This is a genomic window from Methanococcoides sp. AM1 (genome assembly GCF_900774055.1).
Taxonomy (GTDB): domain Archaea; phylum Halobacteriota; class Methanosarcinia; order Methanosarcinales; family Methanosarcinaceae; genus Methanococcoides.
The window spans coordinates 26,696-48,654 of sequence record NZ_CAAGSW010000001.1 but is presented as its reverse complement, the minus strand read 5'-3'; the positions used below and the strand labels follow the sequence as shown (position 1 = coordinate 48,654).

Sequence of the window (21,959 nt, the reverse complement as noted above, 5' to 3'; positions counted from 1 at the left end):
CGCAGGATCTCAATTCGTATTTTTTTCGTTTTCCTCTTCTTCAAGCAGCTTTGCAGCAGCATAAGCAGGGAACACCTTTGATATCTCAGGTCCCCACTTGTCGGAAGTTGAGAAACAATCAAGGTCAAGACGCATTGCAGCTTCTTCTATCATGAATTCTCCCAGTCCTGCGGAGACAATAGTGTCAAGACCATTCTTCTCAGCAACAGTGGATATTGCATCACAAAGCAGGGATATCTGTGTTTCCTTCACATCTTTTGCTATCATAAGCAGGTCCTCTTCAGATATTTCTGCAAGATCGGCACATACTACTCGTGCAAGCCTTCTCATGCAATCAATTCTGTCCCGGCCGGCACCATCTGAGGTTTCGCATGTGAACAGCTCCTTGTCTATATCACCAAGAAGCATGTATGCATCAGCAGTGGTTGCAAAAAGTTCGGAAGAGATGCGGCATGTTCCTTCCTTTAGTTCTACGCTCTTAAGCAGGGCTGCAAGGTTCGTGCGCAGGGTTCCTGCATATACCAGCTCACTGCGAAGCAGCCTGGAAAAATCGGTATATCCTGCCATATGTTTGCCGTTCTTAATGGGAATAATATCACTGGTGGTGCTGCCCACATCTACAAAAATACAATCTCCTACCTCTTTTCCTATCATGCGGGCAGATGCAGCCCAATTGGCAGCAGCAAGGTCCCTTGTGTTCTGGGTACTGTCCTGGAAGTGCCCACTGTTGTTCACGTATTCTATCTTGCAATCGAAAGCGTTGTTCACAGCGTTCATAATAAAGCTGATTCCCTCATCCTTGTCTACAAAACAGTCTGCAAGTTCTCCTGTCATTACAACAGCCAGGCCATCGGGGTTGAGCTTTTTTGATAGTTCCTTAAGTGCTGATGGAAGTGTTGTATCTTTCCATAGCGGGATGTAGAGCAGTTCTTTGATTTCCCCATCAGAGGAGGCGACCTTTGTATTGGCTCCGCCAATATCTATTCCAATATATTTCATATCAATTCCTCTTTGGTGAACGAGTAATTTCCTGTAATATTTATCTGTGGGAGTGGTTGCCCAAGAGCATTAGCTATCAGAAGCTCTGCTATCTCCCTGTCCATTATTTTAGTAATGCCTACAAGAGATGTCGTAGGTCTTGGATTAATGTCTATTATATATGGCCTGTCTCTCAGTATTATGTCCACTCCGGTGTACCCATTGCATCCCAGTATGCTGGTTGCCTCGATAGCTGTTTCATAAAGCTCCTGCATCCTTTCGGTAGGGTATGGCGTCGTGCAGCCGCAGTAATCAACAGAAGACGAATCCTTTTCGGGATCGATATCTATCATTTGCTTATTCACTGTTAATGGGAGTGTCTTCTTTCCACAGATGAGGCTGACACTTAAATGTTCTCCTTCGACATACTCTGTTGCGATCTGACCTTTTTTCAATTTCGGGTAGTGGCTTACGAATGTATCCTCTGATGCACACCCGTATCTTGGCTTTACTACCCAGCGTTTCTCTTTTGGTATTTCCTGGTCAGCAGAATAAGTTCCCGGAGTCGCAATTGATGCGTTTTCCAGTTTTCTGGTACATTCCAGCTTATCCGAGCAAATAGATACTGACTCAAAGGGGCAGCCGAGGTTCAGTGTATTGTCATCGATTATGGCTGTGATATCGGGTAGAAGCTCTTCAGGTGCGATCACAAGGGCTGCATCGCAATCCTTTGCCTGTTTCTCCAGAATTTCATTGATATTGTCCTCGTTGGAATCAATTGGGTTGCCATATTCTATCGTTGGTCCTGACGATGTGTATACTACTTCGTGTCCAAGGCGCGAAAAACTGGATGTCAGGGTGTGGAGCATTGCTTTACCTTCTAAAAGGTAGGTTCCACCCATGCCGGTGCTGAGGGCATATTCCGAAAGGAGTATTTTCATGTAAGGTGAGATTCTATCATCTTATTTGTTATTTACTGTGGATCATGGTGCTGTGAATATATTCCCTATTTATTGTGTGTCTTCGACAATTACTATATATATCAGCAACACAAATTACAACGCGAGGGATATGAAGGATGAATGCGGAAATTTCAGATAATCCTTTTTTACAGGCGCTTGCTGTTTCAGGTACCATGTCCATTTTTATGATCGGTATGGCTCTTGGAGTTATGAACATTCTTTCCAGTGGCATCAGTCCAATGCCTTCTTCTGTAATATTGCTGATATTTGCTGTGGTGTTCATAGTAGGTTCAGTATTCTTTGAGAAGAGGGGTGCCGACCAGATAGGTGCACTTATCGGTGGATGTGTCGTGTCACTTGCAGCTACCATCTCCATCTTTTCATTTTTTGGAGGCGTTGATTTTGTCCTCAAGGACGGCCTCAGTGTATTGGGGTGGGATCGACTGGTGTCAGCACTTGCCATCTGTATGATCGCAAGCATGTTGCTTGTAAAATTACTATCTTATAAGATGCAGGCAGAATATGCCTGAACCAATTTGACCAAAGGCGCTTGTTGGGGCTTGTTTTTGGTCTGTTCTTTTTTAGTGTAGCGTGCAAACCAAACCATAACGTATTTATAGAACTTCAAACAATCATCTGCTGTTAATTATACCGCTGATAAATTATGGCGGAGTCGTGATCAATGGCAGGTAAATTTGGAAAGAAATCTAAACTTAAAGAAGAGAAGGATTCGTGTACTGGTTGCAAAGACGACGATATGTCGGAAAATCTGGCTGGTAATGGAGCCGATGACCAAAACGAAGATGTCACTTCCACGGATTCTGATATGATGGAACTCAAAGAACAACTGATCCGGCAGAGGGCTGAGTTCGAGAACTTCAGAAAGCGAAGTGTGCGTGAAAAGGAAGAGTTCCGCAAGTTCGCTCTGGAGAATATGATGGTCGAAATGCTGGAAGTGTATGATAACTTTGAGCGTGCTCTTGAATCTGCAAAGAAGACCGATGATGTGAATTCAGTTATTGAGGGCGTTGAGATGGTATTCAGGCATTTTGTCTCTATCCTTGAGAAGGAAGGCCTGAAAAAGATCGATTGCACCGGTCAGGAATTCGATCCGCACCTTCATGAGGCAATGATGCATGTGCAGACCTCGGAATATCCTGATCATCATGTTGTTGATGTCTGCAAGCCCGGTTATGAACTCAACTCGAAGGTCATACGTCATGCAATGGTAACAATTGCAGATAATCCGGATGAGAACTAACATCTGATATTATGAGCTTATTGCTTTAGTAATGTCATAAAGAGAATCAAATTGCTATTAACTATTTAATAATCAAAGACAAGTGAGGTATTATCATGGGAAAGATATTAGGTATTGATCTTGGAACTACTAATTCCTGTATGGCTGTTATCGAAGGTGGAAAACCTACTGTTGTCCCTAACGCAGAGGGCGCAAGGACAACTCCTTCAGTTGTTGGTTTTTCCAAGAAAGGAGAAAAGCTTGTAGGACAGGTTGCAAAAAGGCAGATGATCGCCAACCCTGATAACAGTGTAAGCTCCATTAAGCGTCACATCGGTGAGGGTGACTATAAAGTAAACCTGAATGATAAGGATTACACTCCACAGGAAGTTTCTGCAATGATCCTTCGCAAGCTCAAGGATGACGCTGAAGCATATCTTGGTGAGTCCATCACACAGGCTGTTATCACTGTACCTGCTTACTTCAATGATTCCCAGAGGCAGGCTACCAAAGATGCCGGTACTATCGCCGGACTTGAGGTGATGAGGATCATCAACGAACCTACAGCTGCATCTCTTGCATACGGTCTTGACAAAGAGGAAGGCGACCACAAGATCCTGGTCTACGATCTCGGAGGCGGTACCTTTGATGTATCCGTTCTTGAGCTTGGAGAGGGTATCTTTGAGGTACTTTCCACAAGTGGGGATACGCATCTTGGTGGCGATGACTTTGACCACAGGCTTGCAGAATTCCTTATCGATGAGTTCAAGAAAGCTGAAGGTATTGACCTTTCAAACGATAAAGCTGCACTCCAGCGTCTTAATGATGCTGCTGAGAAGGCAAAGATCGAACTTTCAGGCGTTGCTTCAACTAACGTGAACCTGCCTTTCATTACAGCAGATTCTAACGGACAGCCAAAACACATTGATATTGATGTTACAAGGGCCCAGTTCGAGAAGATGACCGAAGACCTTGTAGAAAAGACACTTGTTTCCATGAAACAGGCTCTTAGTGATGCAAAGGTCACTCCAAAGGACATCGACAGGGTACTTCTTATCGGCGGTTCTACCAGGATCCCTGCAGTATATGATCTTGTGAAGAATTTCATTGGTAAGGATCCATACAAGAACATCAATCCTGATGAGGCAGTTGCAGTCGGTGCAGCTATTCAGGCAGGTGTACTTGGTGGAGAGGTCCATGATGTCCTCTTGCTTGATGTCACACCTCTGACACTTGGTATTGAGACCCTTGGAGGCGTTGCAACACCGCTTATCGAGAGGAACACTACTATCCCTACAAAGAAGAGCCAGATATTCTCAACTGCTGCAGATAGCCAGCCATCTGTGGAGATCCACATCCTGCAGGGTGAGCGAGGAATTGCTTCTGCTAACAAGACACTTGGCCGCTTTGTACTGGATGGTATACCACCTGCACCAAGGGGAATGCCACAGATCGAAGTGACCTTTGACATTGATTCTAATGGTATCCTCCATGTGAATGCAAAGGATCTTGGTACCGGTAAAGAACAGTCTATCTCTATCCAGAAACCTGGTGGATTGTCCGATGAGGAGATCGACCAGATGGTAAAGGATGCTGAAGTCCATGCAGAAGAGGATAAGGCACGTAAGGAAGAGGTGGATATCAGGAACAATGCAGAATCCCTTGTCAATGCTTCTGAGAAGACCCTGAAAGAAGCCGGAGATGTCGCAACCGATGAACAGAAAGCCACGATCGAAAAGTCTATGGCTGATCTGAAAGAGGCTCTGGAAGGCGAAGATGTCGAAGCTATTAAGGCTAAGACCGAAGCATTACAGGAAGCTGTTTATCAGGTATCCTCTGCAATGTACGAGAAGGCACAGCAGGAAGCAGCTGCAGGTGCTGAAGCTTCTGAAGATGCAGGTGCATCCACTTCTGACTCCGGATCCGATGAAACTGTTGTCGATGCGGACTATGAGGTTGTCGACGAAGACAAATAAATATCTTGAAGGTATAGGTGCAGATGCTTTCCATCTGCACTTTAATTTATCCATGAAGGAGATTTAATGTCGACCACACGTGATTATTATGAAATACTTGGTGTAGCCAAGGATGCCTCTGAGACCGAGATCAAGAAAGCATATCGCAAACTTGCGATGAAATTCCATCCTGACAAGAACAAGGATGATGGTGCTGAAGAAAAGTTCAAGGAGATATCTGAAGCTTATGCTGTGCTGTCCGATGATGAGAAAAGATCACAGTATGATCGGTTTGGCCATGCAGGTATAGACGGTCGATATAGCACCGAAGATATTTTCAGGAATGCTGATTTTGGCGGTTTCGAAGACCTTGGTGATATCTTTGGCAGTATCTTCGGAGGCGGCTTTGGCGGTTTCGGAGGTTTTGGCGGCGGAGGTCGTCGCAGGCAGGGTCCTACAAGGGGTTCTGATCTGAGATATGATCTGGCTGTAACTCTGGAGCAGGCTGCTTTCGGTGAACAGGTTAAGATCAATGTTCCAAGGGCAGAGAACTGTGAAACCTGTGGAGGTACAGGTGCAAAGGAAGGTACAAGCCCAACCACCTGTCCGAAATGTCGTGGCAGCGGTCAGATGACCCATTCACGAAGGACACCTCTTGGTAACTTCATGACCACTACCACATGTGACAATTGTCATGGTAGGGGTCAGATCATCGAATCCCCGTGTCCTGTCTGTAAAGGTTCAGGCAAGCAGAAGAAAGTGCGCAAGATCGAAGTAAGGGTTCCAAAAGGTTCTGATACTGGTTTGCGTCTGAAGGTAAGCGGTGAGGGTGAAGCAGGAAGTCCGGGTGCACCATCAGGTGACCTTTATGTTGTGATCCACATAAAGCCTCATGAGATATTCGATCGCATAGGTGATGATATTGTCTATGAAGTCCCGATCGCATTCTCTCAGGCAGCTCTTGGCTCTGAAGTAATGGTCCCGACACTTCATGGAAAGGTCAAGATGAAGATAAAAGCAGGAACCCAGACCCATTCAATACTACGTATGAAAGGTAAGGGAATGCCACATCTTCATGGACACGGTCAGGGTGACCAGCTTGTGAAGGTCGTTGTTGAGACGCCTACGAATCTCACAGACAAACAGAAAGGTCTTCTGGAAGAGCTTGACAAGGTCAGTGGTACTCAATCCAAAGGATCAAAAGGTGGCAAAGGCTTCTTTGACAAGGTTAAAGACGCTTTTGAAACTGCAATTTCAGATACTTTCTCCGACTCTGTAAATTCTTGATCACAGGGTCGGAGACCTCTCTTATTTTTTTTATATTTCTCTTTCTGTGGAGTAAACTTTAACACAGATACCGGTTATTAACCATATCTTATACTTCCAATTTATTTTCATAGGTTAGTGTGATCTTTATGAAAATCATAATCGTCGGAGCCGGAGAGGTAGGGTATCATATAGCAAGTTCCCTTTATCTCAACAATGATGTTATCGTCATTGATAATGATGAGGATGCGTGTGCACGTGCAGACGAACTTGATGTACAGGTCATTCATGGGAATGGTGCTAATATCTCCATATTAGGCCAGGTGATCAACGATGCTGATCTCCTTGTTGCTGTGACCGGTTCAGATGAAGTGAATATTGTTGCATGTACCGCAGCCAAACTGCTGGCTCCTTCTTACAGGCCATTCAAAACAATGTCAAGGGTAACAAATCCTGATTATATTGACAGGCCGATTGCAACCCGCACACAGATAGGCATCGATGTCATGATCTGTCCGGAACTATCCCTTGCTTCAGAGGTCGCCGAGATCCTTTCTATTCCATCAGCTATTGATGCTGAGATATTTGCAGATGGAAAGATCAAGATGATGGAATTCGTTGTATCTGAAGAAAGCGATCTTGTGGACAAGAATATGAAGGACCTAGATCTTTCTGATTGCTGCATTGTGAGTGCTATTTACAGGCAATCCGACATTATTATTCCTCATGGGGATGATGTCATACATAGTGCTGATCATGTTGTTGTCATCGGAAAATCGGATGCCATGGCTAATGTGGGAAGTCTCTTTGCGGGTCATGAGGATAACGTCAGTAGGGTGATGATCATCGGTGGAGGTACCGTTGGTTTCTATCTTGCAAAGCTTATTGAAAAAAGCCATGCAACTATAAAGATAATCGAAAAGGATCGGGAAAGGTGCGAGTTCATTGCTGAGGCACTCCCAAAAGTACTTGTTCTGAAAGGCAATGGGACGGACATCAACCTTCTCAAGGAAGAAGGTGTTCAGGATATGGATGTCGTTATCTCTGTGACGGATAGTGATGAAAAGAATCTGTTATGTGCTCTGCTTGCAAAGCAGCTTGGTTCTAAAAAGGTCATTGTACGTGCTGATCATCTTGATTATGTTCCACTGTTCGAACTTGTAGGTGTGGATCGTGCTGTAAGTCCAAGGAAAGCTACCATTAATGAAGTATTGAAACTGACCATGGGAACAGGCATTGAAGCCCTGACCATGATCGAGGGCGAAAAAGCGGAGATCATTGAATATACTGCATCAAGCAATTCAAAAGTAGTTGGAAGACCTTTGAAGAACGTCAAGTTCCCTGAAGGTGCACTTGTCAGTATGGTTGTTCATAAAGGCGATACTTTCGTACCTCGCGGTAACTATATTATCAAGGAAGGTGACCGTGTGCTTATATTCTCATTGCCTTCTGCACATCAGGCTGTCGAAAGATTGTTCAAGTAATTTTAAATAGGCGTGTTTTGATGAATTTTGGTATCGTATTTAATGTATTGGGCTTACTTCTTCGTTTTCTTGGTCCAATGATGCTACTACCTCTTGGTGTTGCCCTTTATTATGGTGAATCTCCATATCCTTTTGCAGTCGCGTTTTCATTTACTACTGTCGTTGGATCTATACTTTCATTCAGGTATTCTTCATCAGATGAAAGGGAATGGGAGAAACGTGAAGGCTTTGCTATAGTTGCTTTTGGATGGTTTGCAGCAGCACTATTTGGTTCAATTCCGTATATGTTCGACGGAGTAACTTTTCTTAATGCCCTGTTCGAGTCAATGTCAGGGTTTACAACGACCGGAGCAACGGTCTTCGTAGACATTGAGTCTCATTCAAGAAGTCTGCTGTTCTGGAGAAGTATGACCCAATGGATTGGTGGCATGGGAATTATCATGTTGTTCATTGCTATTCTCCCAAAGCTTGGAGTTGCAGGTCGCCAGATGTTCCGCGCTGAGGCCCCGGGTCCCAAAGAGGACCAGCTAAAGCCAAGGATAAGGGAAACCGCAAAGATACTCTGGACTGTTTACGTTTCCATTTCCGTAGTTGAGCTTCTTCTACTGCTCATTGCGGGTATGTCTTTCTATGACGCCTGCACGCATACTTTTACTACGATGGCATGTGGCGGTTTTTCACCTTATGCAGACAGTGTTGCAGCTTTTAACAGTCCTCTCATCGAAGGTATCATCACGCTTTTTATGTTCATTGCAGGTGCGAACTTTGCTTTGCATTACAAGACCTTATATTCTGATAAAAAAAGCCTTCTAAAGGATAATGAGTTCAAGTTTTATTTTGTGATCGTAGGTCTTGCGACTGTCCTTCTGACATTGATCCTCTGGAGGGACACGCCCGATTCTATCCCCACATCTTTCAGGTATGCTATTTTTCAGGTTGTCTCTATACTGACGACAACAGGGTACGCGACCACTGACTTCAACTTGTGGACAGATTCGGGGAAGGTTGTTTTACTGGCGATGATGTTCATTGGTGGTTGTGCTGGTTCTACTGCAGGTGGTATAAAGGTCGTACGTCTTCTCCTTTTGCTGAAATACGCACGAAGCGAGCTTTTTAAAGCTATCCACCCTAAAGCTGTGAGGCCTATCAAATTTAATGGTAAGAGCGTTCCAGTTGACATCATGCATGCGATTATCTCTTTTGTTGTGATATACTTCCTGATATTTTTGATAAGCTCTGCCATCCTTTCAATATTTGGAATGGATCTTACCAGTTCCGTTACAGCATCCATAGCAACTCTTGGCAATATAGGTCCGGGTTTTAATATGGTCGGACCAATGGCAAACTTCAGTACTGTCCCTGCTATTGGAAAGCTAGTGCTGATCGCCAATATGTGGATAGGCAGGCTTGAAGTTTTCACTGTTATAGTTATGCTTACTCCTGAGTTCTGGAGAAAATAATTCAAAATGAGATATTGTTCCATCCATTTTCAGAATGGAACAAAAAAATGTCGGATCAGGATCTATATTTAAAGTCAATATCGTTCTTAACAATGTCCTTAAAGAGTCCTCTGAGGTCCCAGAGAAGTTTCTTGTTTGCCTTGAAAAGAGCAAGTAAGAGGTCCATAAGGCTCATGCTTGTGAAGTTAACGTTCTTGAGCGAGTTAGCAAGTGAGTTCAGGTCGTCATCTGTGAAATTGACAAATGTTTCCTTGACTACCAGGCTGTTGTCGATCTCCCTGCCAATTGTTTCTCTCCAGAGTTCTTCGTATTCCTGCAAGGTAGTTGTAGAATAATCTCCTTTCTTTATTGCTTTTACAGCAATTTCTCCGGCGATCTTTCCTGCATCCATGGCATTAATGATACCTCCGCCGGTGATAGGGTCTGACTGTCGGGCGGCATCGCCGACAAGCATAAGGCCATTGGCAATTGTCCTGTCCATGGAACCTGATACAGGTACTCCTCCGACTGCCATTTCGATGATCTTTGCATCAGGCATGTTCTTTTCAATAAATTCATTCAAAAGATCAATAGGTCTATTTTCACCGGATTTACTACCCAGTATTCCAATTCCAACATTGGCTTTGTTGCCACCTTTTGGGAACAACCATATGTACCCTGCAGGTGCGATCTCATTCCCAAGGTAGAAATAACAGAATTCCTGATCGATATTTGCATTGGATACCAGATATTGTGCACATGTTTCTATGTCTGCGGGCTTTACTGATGTGTCTATTCCTGCCCAGCGGCCGACCTTTGATTCCACTCCGTCAGCACCGATGACGATCTTTGATCGCACCTCATATTCTTCACCCATATGCATGAGCTTGATACCGCAGACTGTCTCATTCTCAATTATAAGGTCAGTGGCCCTGGTCTTGACCATCACTTCTGCCCCGGCAATAGCACTCTCGTTTGCAAGTGCCCGGTCGAATATCTTTCTTTCAAGTACATATCCAACCTCTCCTCCTGCGATCTCTTCTGCCATTTCGATCTCAGTTCCATCCGGGGAAAATATGCGTGAACCTTTCAGATCTGCGCATATCCATCTGGGATCAGGTTCGATATGTTGCTTCAGGTTGTATTTGCCCACTCCTTCAGCACATCTGATCGGATCTCCGATCTCCTGTCTTTTCTCTATCAAAAGTACGTCAAGTCCTTCCTTTGCAGCGGTTTTGGCAGCAATGGATCCTCCGGGACCTGCACCAACTACAATAAGATCATACTCTTTTTTCATCTGTCCACCTCGATAGCTCCAAGTGGGCATATCTTCTGGCAGATGCCACATCCTGTACATTTATTGTCTACTTCTATCCATGTTTCGATGAGCTCTAATGCTCCAGTTGGGCAGACGCCCACACATGCACCGCAGTACCCACATTTATATTTATTTATAATGATGCTCATTCATTATCACCGATAGTCAGATGTGATGTACCATTATTACTTCGACAATAATATAGGTTTCGTGAGTTGCTCACTGGCTTATGGAAATTTTTATATGTGATTATTTCTCGGAAGCTAATAATAAGAAAAAATATGTCTTTTTTGGACACGGTTGTAAACATTTGTAACCTTCGAGACTAATGTCTTGCATATTTCTCATATGTTTGTTAACATTGAGTTATATTATGACTCCTCATGCCCGATAGTATATGTCACCTGCAGATGAGCAGACGATATCTAGATATGTTCTCTGCCAATATTTTGTATTATGCAACATATTATAGTTTACATTACAGCCGGAAATATGGACGAAGCGCGCATGCTTGGAAAAGAACTGGTGTCAAGGCGGCTTGCCGCATGTGCTAATATCTATCCGATAAATTCCATTTATAGGTGGAACGATGAAATGGTGGAGGATAATGAAGTTGCACTGATGTTGAAAACGACCTCTGAAAGATTCGAGGAAATTAAAGAAACCGTTGTATCGCTTCACAGCTATGAGCTACCATGCATAATTTCATGGGAGATAAATGGTGAAAATAAGTATCTCCACTGGATCTCAGATGAAATCAGAAAGCTTTGAAAGCGATGATATCTTCACGCGCCCTTTACCTGTCTCGGCACAAAATCTTTTTTCAGCATATTCTTTTGAAAGGCCATTTCCGTATAAGAGTAGCTCTACAATATCATGAGGTTCATCGATATCGATACTTGCAAGGAATGAGTCAAAGATCCGTATGCTCTTCCCAAGGTCTTCTGTGATCTCATAATGGCTTATAAAGCTGCAGCCATGGTATTTTACTGTAAAATCATTTGGTTGCCGGATGAACAGTATATTTGTACCACCACCTTTCCCGGGAACTATAACAACATCTTCGGGATATGATACTATTTTTTTGATGTGACTGCTTCTCACAAGGGGGAGATCTGCCATGATGATCATGGTTGGTTCATCAACATTTTGCAGGTATGAGTTGATAGATGCATTAAGTCCGGGGTCGGTTACAATAAGATCTATATCCAGATCATCGGGCACTCCTTCACTGGAGGTGGTAAGGATGTCTATTTTTGTGATCCCTGCGGAGTTTAATGAGCTGACCACATCCCTTAACATGAGTTCGACGAATTCCTCACGTTCTGTCTGTGAAAGTACCGGAGATAGCCTGGATTTGGCATTCTCTTTCTTATATGGGATCACTGCCCGCATATTAGATTTCCTCGTATAATGCATTCCTTCTCATCGGTTTGCGGCCTTCACTTGTGATGATCCACTCCAGTTCTTCCGGTGATAGGTATTCCCCGTTCGCTCCTCCGGATGCAAGAGTGATCTGGTCTTCCATAAGTGTACCTCCCAGATCATTTGCGCCACAGGATAAAGCTACCTGTGCAAGCTTCTTGCCGAGCTTGACCCAGCATGCCTGAAGGTTGTCCACTTGTTTGTTGAGCAGAACTCTTGCAATTGCTATTAGTTTGAGATCCTCCGTTCCGGTGGTCATGAACTTCCCTGAACTCAGCATCTCCTCACCAACACGGTTGTTGTAAGGCATGAAAGGCATTGTTATCAGTTCGGTGAATGCTCCGGTCTCTTCCTGGATATTACGCACTGTCAGTATATGGTCGAACCGTTCTTCCCATGTTTCCACATGACCGTACATTATGGTGGCATTGGTACGCAAGCCGACCCTGTGGGAGGCTTTGATTGTCTCTATCCACTGGTCGGTTGTTATCTTATCCTCGCATATGATCTTTCGAACGCGGTCCGAAAGTATCTCTGCAGATGTTCCGGTAAGTGTGCCCAGTCCGTTCTTTTTCAGTTCGGCAAAAGCATCCTCAAGAGGTGTTCCTGAAAGGGATGATGCATAATGGATCTCCATTGGGGAGAATCCATGTATGGTCATATTTGGATAGGTGGTGTGTATGCTCTTTACGATCTCATTGTAAAATTCAAGGTCGAGTTGTGGGAGGTAACCGCCCTGGATGCAGATCTCCACAGCACCGGCCTTTTCTGCCTGCCCGACCTGCTCAAGTATCTCTTCGATGGTCAGGATGTATCCTTCACCTTCCCTGAAAGCACAGAATCCACAGTTTCCTTTGCACATGTTGGTGATGTAGACATTCCTGTTTGTGACATAGGTCACTGTATCCCCGACAGCCTCCTTGCGGAGTTCATCTGCCAGTGCGTAAAGCTCAAAGGGATTTACATCCAGAAGTTTAAGTGCATCTTCTTTTGTTGCACTTCCTTTGTAGGCCCGTTCAATGATATCTTCGGGAATTGTCATTATAATATGCTCCTGTAAAGTGTGTCTCTCTGGACAGGTGTCCTTTCCGCACCCCTTATGATCCATTCGAGCTCTTCCACTGTGATGACTTCCCCGTTAGATGCACCTGCTGATCTCGAAATACTTTCTTCCATTAGTGTGCCTCCAAGATCATTGCCACCGCATAGCAAGGCAAGCTGTGCAAGCTTCTTTCCAAGTTTTACCCAGCTTACCTGAATATTCTCTATATGTGTATTGAGTAAAATGCGTGCAAGTGAATATACTTTCAGGTCTTCCACTCCTGTCGTCATGAACTGGCCGTTTTTAAGCATCTCTTCTCCGATCCTGTTATTGTAAGGCATGAAGGGAAGTGGCACGAACTCTGTGAAGCCCATGGTATTTTTCTGGATCTCACGGATGGCGAGTATGTGGTCAATGCGTTCTTCCCATGTTTCTACATGTCCGTACATCATCGTGGCAGTTGTGGGTATCCCTGCCCGGTGTGCGGATGTTACTATGTCTATCCACTGCTGTCTCGTGATCTTTTCCGGGCAGATGATGTCGCGCACCCGGTCTGCCAGTATCTCTGCAGCGGTCCCTGGCATGGTGTTCAATCCGTTCTTCTTAAGTTCAGCCAGGGTTTCTTCAATGGTCAGTCCATTGGAAGTGGCAGCATGGTAAACTTCCATTGGTGAGAAACAATGAGTATGGATGTGGTGGTGGTCTTCTTTTACTGCCCTGAGAATGTCCAGGTAGAGATCGAGTTTTACATCCTCCATCAATCCTCCCTGAATACACAGTTCGGTGGCATCTGATGCAATTGCTTCATCAATCTTTTCCCTTATTTGTTCAGGTGAGAGCAGGTATCCCTTTTTATCCTTGAATGCACAGAATCCACATGTTCCGACACATCTGTCGGTGAAATTGATGTTACGGTTGACAACGTAGGTGACGTTATTTCCAACTGCTTCATATCTTAGCTTGTCTGCCAGTGCATATAGTTCAAAGGGTTTCACTTCCAGTAATTTAAGAGCATCTTCTTTGGTAGTGGTACCCATGTATGCTCTTTCTACGATATCTTCAGGGATCATTGCTGTTTCCTCTTGAATCCGTTTTTATCGGTAAGTGTTTCGATTAGGTCAGAAAGGTCGTTGCTATACCAGCCTTTCCTAATATGATGTGGATATATCGGTAATCTTTCCTTCAGGGGTATCCCTCCTGTCATCTGCTGAAGGTCGATCACACTTGGCCATTCTGCTTCGGGATTGATCCAGTCGATGGTGGTGGGAGAAATTCCTCCAAGGTCGGTAGCTCCATTTTGTATCAGTATATGGGGCTTAATAAGATTTGGTGCGACCTGAACAGAGACATCATCCGGTAGTATCTCTCGCGCAAGGGAGACTGTCCGAATCATCTCTTCTTTTGCAGGTGGGGCATGATCTGCCATCGGTGTGTTCGGTTTAGGCATAAAGTTCTGGATGATGACTTCCTGGATATGTCCGAACTCTTTATGGATCGCTGCGATGGTTTCCAGGGAATGCTTCCTGTCCTCTATGCTTTCTCCGATGCCTACCAGTATGCCTGTTGTGAAAGGTATCTGCAGTTCTCCGGCAGTGCGTATCATCTCGATCCGTTTTGAAGGAGCTTTTCCGGGAGATTCACTGTGGGCTTTCAGTTCTGCAGTTGTTTCCAGCATAAGGCCCATGCTAACGTTTAGTGGTTTTAACATCTCGAGTTCATGCCGGGTGAGAATGCCTGCATTGGTATGCGGCAACATTCCTATCTCGATGGCAAGTTCACAAAGTTCAGTGACATACTCAATGGTGCTGGAATAGCCCATTTTTTTAAGTTCCTTTCTATATTCGGGAACCTCTTCGGCATATTCTCCAAAAACAAAAAGCGCTTCAGTACATCCTGCTTCTTTTCCATTTTTCAGGATCTGTATAATCTCTTCTGCACTCATAAGACGGGCTTCCGGGTGGTCCGGGTCGCGCCTGAAGGTACAATATCCGCAACGGTTCCTGCAAATGTTCGTAACAGGGATGAAAACATTGCGTGAGAAGGTCACAAATTCGGGCATAATTGGTGAATGAATGAAGGAATTAGTACATAAGTTTAATCGAAGGTACATTTGTGATGCAGATCATACCTGAGGGTAAATTTTGGTAATAACTAAAATGTGTTGGAAAATATCATACCGGGTTTCCAGAGGTCAAAGTAATAATGGAAATATGCTGATGGTGGCAGTTCTCTTTGAGCAGAAATGGTAAAATTTTGTTGACGGTTAGCGCTCCGCCATCAAAATGATTTATGTTCAGGTTTTAATTGTCCAGAATGAGATTCATGGTGTTCTTTACACCAAGGGCTACGCCTTCAACTTCGATGCCGCCCTTGCCTTTTGCACCATCGCCCACTACGTACAATCCTTCTATGGGTGTTGTATTGCCGATGTCTGAACCTGATGATGACCTGTTGACAGGCCAGCCATTATAATAGGATTGTGTGAGGAGCACGTCGAAATCCTTGCCTGCAAAGATCTCGTTAAGATCCTTTATGCCCAAGTCGATCTCATCCTCCAGATAAGGGATCCTATTCCATTGGGTTGTCTGGTGGGCCATAACAAGGTGTTTGCCTTGTGGTGCAAGATCAGGATCGATGTTGGTAACCTCGTTGATACCATTCACACGTCTGGCCGAGGGTGTGAACAGAACGCCTCCATGTCCGATCAGTGGTTCATTTGCAGCAAGGCAGATCTTAACTCCGGCAGAAGGCTTTATTACTTTTATTTTGTTCAGGTACTGCTGGTGTTCCTCGTTAATATCAACATCTTTGCAAAGGCCATGTGTGAAATTATGTCCGATATTGCTGAGAACAAGGTCTGCAGGATATTTTTGACCGTCTATAATGACGCCTGAAGCTTTTCCATCTTCGATGATGATCTCTGAGACCTCTTTATCAGTATGTATGGTTCCACCATTGTTCCTGACAACATCCGCTAGTGCATCAGTAACAGCTTTACAGCCTCCGATCGGCACTCCGGGACCGCCGTGGCGGTATAGTTTCTCAAAAATCTCAAATGCTTCTTCCACAGGAACATCAGCTGCTTTCAGGCTAAGGGCCCAGCCGCAGAAAGAATCTGCCATTTGATGTGCAAGAGGTTCATCGAGGTGCTTTGAAAGCCATTCTGCAAAGGAGCAGTCTCTGGGGGGATTTCTTCTGGTGGTCATCATGAAAAATGCAAGTTTTATCCTGTTCCAGAGTGAGAACATCTTTCCGAACTTTCCAAAAGGTACGTCTTCATAAATGTTGTTCTCAATGTCTTCGAAGATGCGCATGAAAGCCATTCCTTCATCGCGCTCGATGGTGACCTCTGCGCCCACTTCCTCGAGGAGTTGTGCCAATGGTCCGGTGGGGCCATGTGGTATCATGTGGAGCGCGCCTGTGGTCAATTTGTATCCTTTAACATCAATATTGGTGAACCGTCCTCCTGTCATAGGCAGGCGTTCAAAGACTTCAACATCATATCCTGATCCTGATAATTTTGCCGCGCTTAGCAAACCGCCAAGTCCCGCACCTATCACTATGACCTTCATTCAGCTACCTCTATAGCTTTCATGGGGCAGTATGCTGCACATATTCCGCATTCTACACATTTATCTGTGATATGTGCCTTACTTTTAACAATGATCGCATCCTTTTTACAAAATGCAGTGCACTGGCCACATCCAACACAGTTTTCATTGACTTTCATTAATTTCCCTCGAGTTTGGTCCTTTTAAGTCCTTCAATGCTCAAAAGGATTTTGTTCAATTCATATGTCAGCAATTAATTGAAGCTTCATTTTTGAATCTGCTCTTTTCTATATGGCAGTCTTGAAATAATTATTAATATTGAAATGCCATATTATCTTATAGTTATTATTTTGGGTACCTGGTTCAATTCTTTTTTTAACTTCTGCTAGTGTCAACTTTAAATTGTTCATTAACAATAATGATAATCTATTTATACTAAAATACCAACATATATTATGGTGATTTTATGTCCACGGAAACGATACAAGTAGTAGCTCGTAAAGACGGTGAATTGATTTCAAAGAAGTTCAAGGCCGCACCCTATGAATTCACTATCGCCACCCGTGCGAAGTGGGGGATGATGATCTCTGATGAGGATGTAGAACTCCGTGCTGGCGAATACAAGAAGATCGCTATCCAGGAGGTCACACTGGATGCGGATACTCTTGCAATTCCGTGTGCTTTTACTTACCACGCGGTAGCTTCTGTCCTGAAGGTAGCTTCCAAGGAAGGTAACTGTCTTGTTGAGAAGCCACGAACGATCAAATATGTCTATGTTTTCGGACAGGAGACCGGAAAGGTTCGTGCAGGAGACCTGCTTGGAGTACTTAACATCTTCCCGATCATGTTCACAAGGGAAGCTATGAAGCCTGTACTGGTCAAATAAGAATTACTGCAGGGGGTGTCCTATATGGAAAAATGCGTGATCTGCGGAGAAGATCAGGACTATAAGCAATATGAGGGCTATAATATCTGTACTGCATGTGCAGATATTATGGAAGATGTAATGGGCGAGTATTTCATGAAGACCGTGCAGGATGCTTCAAAACCAAAAGCACATGAAGGATATCTGCACTATCTGGACAATACTACCCGCTATGTAAGCGATTACAAGAAGATAACCTCTAAATCGCATAAATATGCAAAAGGTGTCACTGAGCGTGCTGAAGATGCTATTCAGGAAAGCAAGACACCTTCAAAACAGCGTTATTTTGAGCGCATGCATGAAGTTCTTGACTGGCTTGAGCAGACTCCTCAGTTCTATCATTACTACTTTAAGGAGCATTATATGTGCCCCAGTTGCGGCTCATCCATCTTTGACAAGTATGAATCGGAAGAAGTTGGCGAATGGCTCGTGATCTCCTGCTCGAACTGTGGTGCAATGATAAAGAAATACTTCTCGCCAAAAATGGTCTGAAGAACGGGGAAGTAGGATGTTACCTGCTTCTCAGCATTCTTATTTTTATTAATATTTTTTGATCGCTTTTTTTATCATTCCTATTATTTGTTGTAAATCCTGTTTATTATTACTCAAAATAGAAATATCTATTACTTATTTTATTCTTTCATTCTGTATACTTTCTATGCTATATATCGTCATGTTTTATCATGAATGACTCTTTTTTGGAAATAGTTATATAGAGAATACTATATCTACGATTGTAATATCTACGATTAGTAATCATCAGGTGATTCATCATGTCAGTAATAATCGATAGTAGCAATATTATCAATAGTTACATTCCGGTTGCTGTGTTTCTTGTAGTTTCGCTTCTGATGCCACCTGCAACAATGGCTATGGTCAAGTTGCTAAGCCCCAGAAGCAAATCACCTAATAAATATGCGACCTATGAATGTGGTTCCGATCCGTTAGGAGATGCGCGAATACAGTTCAATGTTGAGTATTATCTTTATGCGATCGCATTCGTTCTGTTCGATATCGAAGTTCTTTTCCTTTACCCATGGGCTATGGTATACATAGGCAATGGTGTCGATATGGTAACAGCGATCGTTGAGATGTTGATCTTCATTTTCGTTTTGTTGTTTGGATATGCCTACTTATGGAAGAAGGGTGCTCTTAAATGGATGAATTAAACGATAATGTACCAGTAGAGGATCAGGAGGAGTACGTGGAAGAGATTCCAGGTGTCATTACCACCACTTCCATGGCTATCACTGATTTCTTGAAAAAGACAAAAGCACAGGATGCAATAAACTGGGGTAGGAAAAATTCCCTATGGTTCATGACTCAGCCAATGGGTTGCTGTGGTGTGGAAATGATCGCTACAGGTTGTGCTCACTATGATACTGACAGGTTCGGTATCATTCCACGTAATTCCCCAAGGCACGCAGATGTCATGATCATCAGTGGATACGTGACAAGGAAGTACCTTCCTGCACTCCAGAAACTGTGGGAACAGATGGCTGCACCAAAGTGGGTAATATGCATGGGTGACTGCTCTATTAGTGGTGGTCCTTTCTATGAATCCTACAGTACAGTGCAGAACATTGACAAATTGTTCCCTATAGACGTTTTTATTCCAGGATGTCCACCAAGGCCGGAAGCCCTGCTTCAGGGATTCCTTGAGCTTCAGAAGAAGATCATGGCTAAAAAGGACCATGGGACGGATTATTGAGGTTATATCATGGATGCAAAAAGCATTATTGATTCATTGGTCAACAAGTTCCAGGATTCCCTTACGGACGCAAAAGTAGATTCTGACATAAGGATATCTGCTTACCTGGAACCTGAAAAGATCAAAGATGTTTGCCAGTACCTGAAAGATGAACTTGCATTTGACCATCTTTCAAGCGAAACTGCAATAGATTATCCTAAAAAAGACGAGATCGTTGTTGTTTATCACATAGCTTCATACGACCATCCTGTGTTGCTTACCATCAAGGTGAAGCTTCCAAGGGATGCTCCGGAGATCGAGTCCATTGTTCCTGTCTATTGGAATGCAAACTGGTACGAAAGAGAAACTTACGAACTGTTCGGTGTTAAGTTCAACAACCACCCGGACCTCAGACAGCTTGTTCTTCCAGAGGAGCTGTTAGGGGATTGGCCTCTGAGAAAAGATTATGAAGGCTTCCCGAACACGACTGCCAGAAATTTGGTGTGAGGCTTAAATATGGATGAAAATGTAGGCCCATCAGAAATGATAGTCCACCTCGGACCACAGCACCCAATGCAGCCCGGACCTTTCAGGTTGAACCTGAGGCTCAGGGGAGAAACTGTAGTTGATGCTGAGATTGAGTTAGGCTTCATTCACAAGGGTATTGAAAAGATTTTAGAGAACAAGACGTATCTCCAGGGTATTCCTATCGTTGATAGGATCTGCTACCTAACAGCAATGACCAACGAAGAAGCATACGTTGGTGCTGTAGAGAAACTTGCAGATATCGAAGTTCCGGAAAGGTCCCAATATATTAGGGTCATCCTCGAGGAGCTCTCAAGACTTCAGAGCCACCTGCTTGGTATGGGTGAGTTCGGTGAGTTCATTGGCTTTGTATCAATGTTCATGTACACCATCAAGGAAAGGGAAGATATTCTGACTTTGATGGACATGGTAACAGGAGCACGTGTTACACACACATTCCTCAAGTACGGCGGTGTACGTGGCGATCTTCCTGAAGGATTCAAGGAAAAATCTGCTGTAATCTTCGCCGGTCTTAAGGAACAGATCGCTGACTACAGAAGACTGTTCAATGGCGATGAGATCTACAAGCAGCGTTGTTTCGGTGTAGGTATCCTTGAGGCAAAGACCGCAAGGGATCTGGGTGTATCCGGACCAGCTCTTCGTGCAACAGGTGTTGCTTTTGATATAAGGAAAGATGAACCATATCTTGTTTACAAGGACCTTGATTTCAAGGTGTGCACAGCTACAGACGGTGATATTGCAGCCCGTATCGAAGTAAGGCTCGATGAGATGCTAGAGGCCATGTACATTATAGAACAGTGTCTGGACCAGATGCCAAGTGGACCCCTCTTCTATGAGGATTCCCTGTATGGTGTTAGGACCCCTACAATGAGGGTTCCTGAAGGCGATGTTTTCCACAGGGTAGAAGACCCACGTGGAGAGATGGGCTTCTATGTCGTTTCAGATGGCTCAGATAAACCTCATCGTGTAAAGATAAGGGGACCGGTCTATCCGACCATGCAGGCATTGCCTCCACTCATAAAAGGAACCACTGTTGCTGATGTGGCAGCTATTGCAGGTAGTATGGACGGTTGTACCAGTGAGGCGGACAGGTGATTACAATGTCAGCAGAAAGTATTGATATTATATTCAACCCCTGGCTCCGTACTTTACTTGGCCTTTGTTTGATCGGCGCGGTTTTCGGCGGTGCAATGTTAGTTGTATGGTTCGAGCGTAAACTATCAGGCGATATCCAGTTCAGGCTTGGTCCTAAATATGTAGGTCCTTTTGGTATATTCCAGCTTGTTGCTGATGCTATCAAACTGATGACCAAAGAGGATCTGATCCCTTCAAAAGCTGATAAGTTGCTTTTCGTTTCTGCACCTATCGCTCTCATGGGATCTGTTTTCATGATGCTTGTTGCGATCCCATTCGGTGCTGTTGTCATTAATGGTGTAGAGTACCCGATCGTGGCAACTGAGATGGATATAAGTCTTCTTTACATTGAAGCGGTATCTTCTATCTCTATTATCGGTGCGTTCATGTATGCATACAGTTCAAACAACAAGTACTCACTTCTGGGTGCTTTCAGGAACTTTGCAAGAATGATCGGATACGAGGTTCCACTCGGTATCACTATGGTAAGTATAGCTATCATGGTAGGTTCACTGAACATTGTTGAGATCGCACAGGCACAGAGCCCGATCTGGTTCATATTCCTTCAACCTCTTGGTTTCCTTGTCTTCTTCGTTGCTTTGATGGCCGATATGGGACGTCTTCCATTCGACCAGAACGAGTCTGAAGAAGAACTGGTAGCAGGTTGGATCACTGAATACAGTGGTATGAGATTCGGTCTTGGTTTCTTTGCAGAATATATCCACCTGATCCTTGGTTCAATGCTTGTTGTATTATTGTTCCTCGGTGGCTGGAATTTACCTGCAGCCCTGACAAACATTACTATCCTGGGAATTTTGCTTCCAACAATGTACTTCCTGTTGAAGGTTGCTCTTGTCATTTTGACAATCATCATGCTAAGATGGGCAGTTCCAAGGTTCAGGATCGATCAGGTTGTTGACCTTAGCTGGAAAAGACTTCTCCCATTATCATTATTGAACCTTGGATGGGCAATAATTTTGGGTATTTACCTGGGAGTGTGATAC

The 21,959-nt window shown here is 44.0% G+C and carries 24 protein-coding genes; 14 read left to right on the top strand and 10 right to left on the bottom strand.

Going from position 1 to position 21,959, the window contains the following annotated elements; genetic code table 11:
* Nucleotides 1–9 precede the first annotated feature (9 nt).
* Nucleotides 10–999, bottom strand: coding sequence for a hydantoinase/oxoprolinase family protein (locus E7X57_RS00265; protein ID WP_135609380.1), 990 nt, complete (start codon nucleotides 997–999; stop codon nucleotides 10–12).
* Nucleotides 996–1,919 carry an ATP-grasp domain-containing protein gene (locus tag E7X57_RS00260; protein ID WP_135609378.1) on the bottom strand — a complete coding sequence of 308 codons (924 nt, stop codon included), beginning with the start codon at nucleotides 1,917–1,919 and terminating at the stop codon, nucleotides 996–998. The genes E7X57_RS00265 and E7X57_RS00260 overlap by 4 nt, the downstream gene beginning before the upstream one ends.
* Nucleotides 1,920–2,056: 137 nt before the next feature.
* On the opposite strand from E7X57_RS00260, the gene E7X57_RS00255 reads away from it, so the two are divergent.
* The 6 genes from E7X57_RS00255 to E7X57_RS00230 all read left to right on the top strand — a co-directional run bounded on the left by E7X57_RS00255 (nucleotide 2,057) and on the right by E7X57_RS00230 (nucleotide 9,345).
* On the top strand, nucleotides 2,057–2,470 hold the full coding sequence (locus tag E7X57_RS00255; RefSeq protein ID WP_091688434.1) for a heat-shock protein: 414 nt from the start codon (nucleotides 2,057–2,059) through the stop codon (nucleotides 2,468–2,470).
* Nucleotides 2,471–2,622: 152 nt separating this feature from the next.
* Complete coding sequence (gene grpE, locus E7X57_RS00250) at nucleotides 2,623–3,201, top strand: nucleotide exchange factor GrpE (RefSeq protein ID WP_135609376.1); 579 nt, start codon at nucleotides 2,623–2,625, stop codon at nucleotides 3,199–3,201.
* Between the two features lie 95 nt (nucleotides 3,202–3,296).
* On the top strand, nucleotides 3,297–5,156 hold the full coding sequence (gene dnaK / locus E7X57_RS00245; RefSeq protein WP_135609374.1) for a molecular chaperone DnaK: 1,860 nt from the start codon (nucleotides 3,297–3,299) through the stop codon (nucleotides 5,154–5,156).
* A gap of 66 nt (nucleotides 5,157–5,222) precedes the next feature.
* Nucleotides 5,223–6,422 carry a molecular chaperone DnaJ gene (dnaJ, locus tag E7X57_RS00240; RefSeq protein ID WP_135609372.1) on the top strand — a complete coding sequence of 400 codons (1,200 nt, stop codon included), beginning with the start codon at nucleotides 5,223–5,225 and terminating at the stop codon, nucleotides 6,420–6,422.
* A gap of 128 nt (nucleotides 6,423–6,550) precedes the next feature.
* Nucleotides 6,551–7,885 (top strand): Trk system potassium transporter TrkA, encoded by a 1,335-nt coding sequence (trkA, locus tag E7X57_RS00235; protein ID WP_135609370.1) that lies wholly within the window; start codon nucleotides 6,551–6,553, stop codon nucleotides 7,883–7,885.
* A gap of 20 nt (nucleotides 7,886–7,905) precedes the next feature.
* Nucleotides 7,906–9,345: a TrkH family potassium uptake protein gene (locus E7X57_RS00230; RefSeq protein ID WP_135609368.1), complete on the top strand. Its 1,440-nt coding sequence runs from the start codon at nucleotides 7,906–7,908 to the stop codon at nucleotides 9,343–9,345.
* Between the two features lie 55 nt (nucleotides 9,346–9,400).
* Here the strand turns inward: E7X57_RS00230 and E7X57_RS00225 are convergent, their stop codons facing one another.
* Complete coding sequence (locus tag E7X57_RS00225) at nucleotides 9,401–10,621, bottom strand: NAD(P)/FAD-dependent oxidoreductase (protein WP_135609366.1); 1,221 nt, start codon at nucleotides 10,619–10,621, stop codon at nucleotides 9,401–9,403.
* Nucleotides 10,618–10,791 (bottom strand): 4Fe-4S binding protein, encoded by a 174-nt coding sequence (locus tag E7X57_RS00220; protein ID WP_135609364.1) that lies wholly within the window; start codon nucleotides 10,789–10,791, stop codon nucleotides 10,618–10,620. Before E7X57_RS00220 ends, E7X57_RS00225 begins: the two co-directional genes overlap by 4 nt.
* Nucleotides 10,792–11,098: 307 nt before the next feature.
* Between E7X57_RS00220 and cutA the strand changes: the two genes are divergently transcribed.
* Nucleotides 11,099–11,413 (top strand): divalent-cation tolerance protein CutA, encoded by a 315-nt coding sequence (cutA, locus tag E7X57_RS00215; protein WP_135609362.1) that lies wholly within the window; start codon nucleotides 11,099–11,101, stop codon nucleotides 11,411–11,413.
* On the opposite strand, the gene cofC is transcribed toward cutA, so the two are convergent.
* The 6 genes from cofC to E7X57_RS00185 all read right to left on the bottom strand — a co-directional run bounded on the left by cofC (nucleotide 11,390) and on the right by E7X57_RS00185 (nucleotide 16,839).
* Nucleotides 11,390–12,037, bottom strand: a complete 648-nt coding sequence (gene cofC / locus E7X57_RS00210; protein ID WP_135609360.1) for a 2-phospho-L-lactate guanylyltransferase — start codon at nucleotides 12,035–12,037, stop codon at nucleotides 11,390–11,392. The genes cutA and cofC overlap by 24 nt on opposite strands.
* A gap of 1 nt (nucleotide 12,038) precedes the next feature.
* Complete coding sequence (gene cofH / locus E7X57_RS00205; protein ID WP_135609358.1) at nucleotides 12,039–13,109, bottom strand: 5-amino-6-(D-ribitylamino)uracil--L-tyrosine 4-hydroxyphenyl transferase CofH; 1,071 nt, start codon at nucleotides 13,107–13,109, stop codon at nucleotides 12,039–12,041.
* On the bottom strand, nucleotides 13,109–14,179 hold the full coding sequence (gene cofH, locus E7X57_RS00200; RefSeq protein WP_135609355.1) for a 5-amino-6-(D-ribitylamino)uracil--L-tyrosine 4-hydroxyphenyl transferase CofH: 1,071 nt from the start codon (nucleotides 14,177–14,179) through the stop codon (nucleotides 13,109–13,111). The genes cofH (E7X57_RS00205) and cofH (E7X57_RS00200) overlap by 1 nt, the downstream gene beginning before the upstream one ends.
* Complete coding sequence (gene cofG / locus E7X57_RS00195; RefSeq protein WP_135609353.1) at nucleotides 14,176–15,168, bottom strand: 7,8-didemethyl-8-hydroxy-5-deazariboflavin synthase subunit CofG; 993 nt, start codon at nucleotides 15,166–15,168, stop codon at nucleotides 14,176–14,178. The genes cofH (E7X57_RS00200) and cofG overlap by 4 nt, the downstream gene beginning before the upstream one ends.
* Nucleotides 15,169–15,409: 241 nt before the next feature.
* On the bottom strand, nucleotides 15,410–16,681 hold the full coding sequence (locus tag E7X57_RS00190) for an NAD(P)/FAD-dependent oxidoreductase (RefSeq protein WP_135609351.1): 1,272 nt from the start codon (nucleotides 16,679–16,681) through the stop codon (nucleotides 15,410–15,412).
* Entirely contained in the window at nucleotides 16,678–16,839 is a 162-nt protein-coding gene (locus E7X57_RS00185; RefSeq protein WP_135609349.1) for a 4Fe-4S binding protein, read from the bottom strand. Before E7X57_RS00185 ends, E7X57_RS00190 begins: the two co-directional genes overlap by 4 nt.
* Before the next feature lie 287 nt (nucleotides 16,840–17,126).
* Here E7X57_RS00185 and E7X57_RS00180 point away from each other — a divergent pair, with 287 nt between their 5' ends.
* From E7X57_RS00180 to fpoH, 7 genes are all read left to right on the top strand, one after another.
* Nucleotides 17,127–17,546 (top strand): DUF22 domain-containing protein, encoded by a 420-nt coding sequence (locus E7X57_RS00180; protein ID WP_135609347.1) that lies wholly within the window; start codon nucleotides 17,127–17,129, stop codon nucleotides 17,544–17,546.
* A gap of 24 nt (nucleotides 17,547–17,570) precedes the next feature.
* The gene (locus E7X57_RS00175) at nucleotides 17,571–18,077 is read left to right on the top strand and encodes a hypothetical protein (RefSeq protein WP_135609345.1); all 507 of its coding nucleotides are present in this window, start codon (nucleotides 17,571–17,573) and stop codon (nucleotides 18,075–18,077) included.
* A 281-nt stretch (nucleotides 18,078–18,358) separates the two neighbouring features.
* On the top strand, nucleotides 18,359–18,754 hold the full coding sequence (gene fpoA / locus E7X57_RS00170) for a F420H2 dehydrogenase subunit FpoA (RefSeq protein ID WP_048195285.1): 396 nt from the start codon (nucleotides 18,359–18,361) through the stop codon (nucleotides 18,752–18,754).
* On the top strand, nucleotides 18,742–19,296 hold the full coding sequence (gene fpoB, locus E7X57_RS00165; protein WP_048195283.1) for a F(420)H(2) dehydrogenase subunit B: 555 nt from the start codon (nucleotides 18,742–18,744) through the stop codon (nucleotides 19,294–19,296). The genes fpoA and fpoB overlap by 13 nt, the downstream gene beginning before the upstream one ends.
* Nucleotides 19,297–19,305: 9 nt before the next feature.
* Entirely contained in the window at nucleotides 19,306–19,782 is a 477-nt protein-coding gene (gene fpoC / locus E7X57_RS12695; RefSeq protein WP_244603544.1) for a F420H2 dehydrogenase subunit FpoC, read from the top strand.
* A 9-nt stretch (nucleotides 19,783–19,791) separates the two neighbouring features.
* Nucleotides 19,792–20,916 carry a F420H2 dehydrogenase subunit FpoD gene (gene fpoD, locus E7X57_RS00160; protein WP_244603543.1) on the top strand — a complete coding sequence of 375 codons (1,125 nt, stop codon included), beginning with the start codon at nucleotides 19,792–19,794 and terminating at the stop codon, nucleotides 20,914–20,916.
* Between the two features lie 5 nt (nucleotides 20,917–20,921).
* Nucleotides 20,922–21,956 (top strand): F420H2 dehydrogenase subunit FpoH, encoded by a 1,035-nt coding sequence (gene fpoH / locus E7X57_RS00155; protein WP_135609343.1) that lies wholly within the window; start codon nucleotides 20,922–20,924, stop codon nucleotides 21,954–21,956.
* The last annotated feature ends 3 nt before the right edge of the window (nucleotides 21,957–21,959 follow it).

Bases quoted from the DNA above. Each gene is read 5' to 3' on its own strand.
- E7X57_RS00265 (WP_135609380.1), bottom strand. From the start codon at position 999: ATGAAATATATTGGAATAGATATTGGCGGAGCCAATACAAAGGTCGCC.
- E7X57_RS00260 (WP_135609378.1), bottom strand. From the start codon at position 1,919: ATGAAAATACTCCTTTCGGAATATGCCCTCAGCACCGGCATGGGTGGA.
- E7X57_RS00255 (WP_091688434.1), top strand. From the start codon at position 2,057: ATGAATGCGGAAATTTCAGATAATCCTTTTTTACAGGCGCTTGCTGTT.
- grpE (WP_135609376.1), top strand. From the start codon at position 2,623: ATGGCAGGTAAATTTGGAAAGAAATCTAAACTTAAAGAAGAGAAGGAT.
- dnaK (WP_135609374.1), top strand. From the start codon at position 3,297: ATGGGAAAGATATTAGGTATTGATCTTGGAACTACTAATTCCTGTATG.
- dnaJ (WP_135609372.1), top strand. From the start codon at position 5,223: ATGTCGACCACACGTGATTATTATGAAATACTTGGTGTAGCCAAGGAT.
- trkA (WP_135609370.1), top strand. From the start codon at position 6,551: ATGAAAATCATAATCGTCGGAGCCGGAGAGGTAGGGTATCATATAGCA.
- E7X57_RS00230 (WP_135609368.1), top strand. From the start codon at position 7,906: ATGAATTTTGGTATCGTATTTAATGTATTGGGCTTACTTCTTCGTTTT.
- E7X57_RS00225 (WP_135609366.1), bottom strand. From the start codon at position 10,621: ATGAAAAAAGAGTATGATCTTATTGTAGTTGGTGCAGGTCCCGGAGGA.
- E7X57_RS00220 (WP_135609364.1), bottom strand. From the start codon at position 10,791: ATGAGCATCATTATAAATAAATATAAATGTGGGTACTGCGGTGCATGT.
- cutA (WP_135609362.1), top strand. From the start codon at position 11,099: ATGCAACATATTATAGTTTACATTACAGCCGGAAATATGGACGAAGCG.
- cofC (WP_135609360.1), bottom strand. From the start codon at position 12,037: ATGCGGGCAGTGATCCCATATAAGAAAGAGAATGCCAAATCCAGGCTA.
- cofH (WP_135609358.1), bottom strand. From the start codon at position 13,109: ATGACAATTCCCGAAGATATCATTGAACGGGCCTACAAAGGAAGTGCA.
- cofH (WP_135609355.1), bottom strand. From the start codon at position 14,179: ATGATCCCTGAAGATATCGTAGAAAGAGCATACATGGGTACCACTACC.
- cofG (WP_135609353.1), bottom strand. From the start codon at position 15,168: ATGCCCGAATTTGTGACCTTCTCACGCAATGTTTTCATCCCTGTTACG.
- E7X57_RS00190 (WP_135609351.1), bottom strand. From the start codon at position 16,681: ATGAAGGTCATAGTGATAGGTGCGGGACTTGGCGGTTTGCTAAGCGCG.
- E7X57_RS00185 (WP_135609349.1), bottom strand. From the start codon at position 16,839: ATGAAAGTCAATGAAAACTGTGTTGGATGTGGCCAGTGCACTGCATTT.
- E7X57_RS00180 (WP_135609347.1), top strand. From the start codon at position 17,127: ATGTCCACGGAAACGATACAAGTAGTAGCTCGTAAAGACGGTGAATTG.
- E7X57_RS00175 (WP_135609345.1), top strand. From the start codon at position 17,571: ATGGAAAAATGCGTGATCTGCGGAGAAGATCAGGACTATAAGCAATAT.
- fpoA (WP_048195285.1), top strand. From the start codon at position 18,359: ATGTCAGTAATAATCGATAGTAGCAATATTATCAATAGTTACATTCCG.
- fpoB (WP_048195283.1), top strand. From the start codon at position 18,742: ATGGATGAATTAAACGATAATGTACCAGTAGAGGATCAGGAGGAGTAC.
- fpoC (WP_244603544.1), top strand. From the start codon at position 19,306: ATGGATGCAAAAAGCATTATTGATTCATTGGTCAACAAGTTCCAGGAT.
- fpoD (WP_244603543.1), top strand. From the start codon at position 19,792: ATGGATGAAAATGTAGGCCCATCAGAAATGATAGTCCACCTCGGACCA.
- fpoH (WP_135609343.1), top strand. From the start codon at position 20,922: ATGTCAGCAGAAAGTATTGATATTATATTCAACCCCTGGCTCCGTACT.